The organism is Bradyrhizobium sp., assembly GCF_035701725.1.
Taxonomy (GTDB): domain Bacteria; phylum Pseudomonadota; class Alphaproteobacteria; order Rhizobiales; family Xanthobacteraceae; genus Bradyrhizobium.
The window spans coordinates 1-2,972 of the sequence record NZ_DASSRP010000288.1 but is presented as its reverse complement, the minus strand read 5'-3'; the positions used below and the strand labels follow the sequence as shown (position 1 = coordinate 2,972).

At 61.9% G+C, this 2,972-nt stretch carries 4 protein-coding genes and 1 pseudogene; 3 read left to right on the top strand and 2 right to left on the bottom strand.

The features are described from left to right. The 3 genes from VFL62_RS17160 to VFL62_RS17150 all read left to right on the top strand — a co-directional run. Window positions 1–525, top strand: a 525-nt coding sequence (locus tag VFL62_RS17160; RefSeq protein WP_325173575.1) for a glycerophosphodiester phosphodiesterase, incomplete at its 5' end; no start/stop codon positions are given. A gap of 105 nt (window positions 526–630) precedes the next feature. Then, on the top strand, window positions 631–1,842 hold the full coding sequence (locus VFL62_RS17155; RefSeq protein ID WP_325173574.1) for a GNAT family N-acetyltransferase: 1,212 nt from the start codon (window positions 631–633) through the stop codon (window positions 1,840–1,842). A 14-nt stretch (window positions 1,843–1,856) separates the two neighbouring features. After that, complete coding sequence (locus VFL62_RS17150) at window positions 1,857–2,282, top strand: HIT family protein (RefSeq protein ID WP_325173573.1); 426 nt, start codon at window positions 1,857–1,859, stop codon at window positions 2,280–2,282. Window positions 2,283–2,286: 4 nt separating this feature from the next. On the opposite strand, the gene tsaA is transcribed toward VFL62_RS17150, so the two are convergent. Both tsaA and VFL62_RS17140 read right to left on the bottom strand, forming a co-directional pair. Further along, a complete protein-coding gene (gene tsaA, locus VFL62_RS17145) occupies window positions 2,287–2,778 on the bottom strand; it encodes a tRNA (N6-threonylcarbamoyladenosine(37)-N6)-methyltransferase TrmO (RefSeq protein ID WP_325173572.1) in 492 nt (163 codons plus the stop codon). Between the two features lie 4 nt (window positions 2,779–2,782). Then, window positions 2,783–2,972, bottom strand: a pseudogene (locus VFL62_RS17140) (ABC transporter substrate-binding protein); the annotation flags it as partial.

The following is a 2,972-nucleotide window of genomic DNA, read 5'->3' as shown; positions in this document are numbered from 1 at the left end:
CAGAGCTGGATGGCGTTGAAGGAGGTCCGTTTCAAAGACACATCCGAGCGGATGATGTCGCTCGCCGACCTCTGTATCCTCGTGAGAGGCCGCGTACCCATCATCGTCGAGGTCAAGAGCCACTTCGACGGCGACCGCCGGCTGGTCAAGCGCATGGCGGAAGTCCTGGCGTCCTATGCGGGACCGGTCGCCGGAATGTCGTTCGATCCCGATCAGGTGGCGGCGCTTCGCGAATTGCTGCCCGAGCTGCCGCGCGGCATCGTCGCGCAAAACGACTACACGGAAACCGACTGGCCGGAAGCCACGCCGCGACAGCGCAACGGGATGAAGCATCTCAGACACGCGTTTCGCACCCGGCCGCACTTTGTCGCCTACTGGGTCAACAACCTGCCGGCGCCAGCGCCTTGGATCGCGCGGCATGTCTTCGGCCTGCCGCTACTGACCTGGACGGTGCGCACAGAAGAGCAGCGGTCGCGGGCCGCCCGTTATGCCGATCAAATGATCTTTGAAGGGTTCCGACCCTAAGATTCAGCACCTTGAAGTCGGCCTCGCGTTGCACAATCTTATCGGAGAGAACCACGGCCACGGGCGATGGCTGATCGGAACGCTTGGACCAGCCTCTAACGCTGCATGGATTCATCCGAAATCATCCTCGAAGCGGTTTCTTCCGTCAGCCAGGTCACGGCTGAGGAGTGGAATGCCTGCGCCAACCCGCCCCCCTGCCCGGACAGTTTCTCTGGCGGGTTCAAACCCGCCTATAACCCCTTCGTCTCCCATGCCTTTTTCTCGGCCGTCGAAGCCTCCGGATCGGCCACGCCCCGCACCGGCTGGGGCCCGCGGCACCTGATCGCCCGCCGCGACGGCGTCATCGCCGGGATCGTTCCCTGCTATCTGAAATCGCACTCTCAAGGCGAATACGTCTTCGACCGCGGCTGGGCGGATGCCTACGAGCGCGCCGGCGGCCGCTATTACCCCAAGCTGCAGGCCTCGGTTCCGTTCACGCCGGCCACCGGCCCCCGCCTTCTGGTCCGCCATGATGTCGACCAGAATGAAATCCGCAGCGCGCTGGCGCAGGGGCTGATGGCGCTGTGCCAAGCGACCGACGCCTCCTCGGCCCACGTCACGTTTGCGCGCGAAGGTGAATGGAAATTGCTCGCCGGGCACGGCTTCCTGCAGCGGACCGACCAGCAATTCCACTGGCATAACCAGGACTACCGCAGCTTCGACGATTTCCTCGCCACGCTGAACTCACGCCACCGCAAGGCCATCAAGCGCGAGCGGCGCGAGGCCGTCGCCAACGGCATCACGATCCATACGCTCAACGGCAGCGATATCACTGAAGAAGCCTGGGATTCCTTCTTCGCGTTCTACATGGAGACAGGTTCGCGCAAATGGGGCCGGCCTTATCTGACGCGGTCGTTCTTCTCGCTGATCGGCGAGACCATGGCCAAGGACGTGCTCCTGGTCATGGCGAGGCGCAACGACCGCTGGATCGCGGGCGCCATCAACTTCATCGGTTCGGACACGCTGTTCGGCCGCAACTGGGGCGCCATTGAGCATCACCCCTTCCTGCATTTCGAGGTGTGCTACTATCAAGCGATCGAGTACGCCATTAATCACGGGCTGAAGACGGTTGAAGCCGGCGCGCAAGGCGAGCATAAGATCGCTCGCGGCTACCTGCCGCAAACCACCTATTCGGCGCATTTCATCGCCGATCCGAGCCTGCGCCACGCCATCAAGGATTATCTCAAACGCGAACGCGCCTATGTCGCCGAGATGGGACGCGAGCTCACCGAGGCCGGACCGTTCCGCAAGGACAACGGCATCTCGGATAACGATTAGATCAGGAGTTTTTCATGCCCGCCTATGATCCGCAAAATCCCTTTGCAAAAATCCTGCGCGGCGAATTCCCCTCCTATAAGGTCTATGAGGACGAGCACACGCTGGCCTTTCTCGACATCATGCCGCGCTGTCCCGGGCATACGCTGGTGATTCCGAAAGCCGCTGCCCGCAACATTCTCGACATCGCGCCTGATGATCTCGCTCATGTTGCGCGTGTGTCGCAAAAGATTGCGCGTGCGGCGATGACGGCGTTCGATGCCGATGGCATCACGGTTCAGCAGTTCTCCGAACCCGCCGGCGGACAGGTGGTATTTCACCTGCACGTCCATGTGATGCCGCGCCATGAGGGCTTGGCGCTGTTGCCGCCCGCGAGCCGCAAGGAAGACGGCAAGGTGCTGGAGGAAAATGCAGCGAAGCTTGTGGCGGCGCTGAAGGGATAGCGGCTTACTCGGCCTCGCTCGTTTCCGCTTGCTGCGCCGCCAGCGGCGAGAAATCGCAGCGGTCCGGCTTGAGATCGATCAGCGGCGTTTCGTCGAGACAGTCAAGACCGCGCACCAGCACGCTCGATCCCTCGATCCCGACGAACCTGACGATCGAAGTGCCGATCGGGTTGGGTCTTACCGGCGAGCGCAGCGAAAACGTGCCGCGCGTCTTGCCGTTTTTCTTCGGGCTTTGCAGCACGAGGTTACGTGGCGAGCGATGTAGCCAATAGATCACTTCGAGATGTTCGTAGAAATCGATGCCCTGCAGCGCCGGCACCCAAGGTTCGAAAATCTCGATCCGGCAGATCGGCCCGTTGTGGCTACCCTGACGCGGCGTCTCCTCGCGCGATTTCCAGGGCGTGCGGATGCGGCCGATGAAGACGAGACCGGCGTCCTTGGCTTCGGGCATGTCGACGGCGACTTCGCCCTCGCGCATTTGTGCTTCTATGATCATCGCTTTAATCCAATGAGATATTCCGCGCCTTGACCACCGCCGACCACCGGGCACGGTCGTCTGCGATGAACCTGGTGATTTCAGCCGGGGTTTGCGGCCGCTTCACCGTGTAGCCGATTTTCTGAAGCGATGCACGGAACGTCTCGTCGGCCATCGCCCGGTCGAGGCTTGCCTTTAAAATAGCCGCGACATTC

What these genes read in the sequence shown, in the direction of transcription:
- VFL62_RS17155 (WP_325173574.1), top strand. Translation starts at nt 631, where the DNA reads ATGGATTCATCCGAAATCATCCTCGAAGCGGTTTCTTCCGTCAGCCAG.
- tsaA (WP_325173572.1), bottom strand. Translation starts at nt 2,778, where the DNA reads ATGATCATAGAAGCACAAATGCGCGAGGGCGAAGTCGCCGTCGACATG.
- VFL62_RS17150 (WP_325173573.1), top strand. Translation starts at nt 1,857, where the DNA reads ATGCCCGCCTATGATCCGCAAAATCCCTTTGCAAAAATCCTGCGCGGC.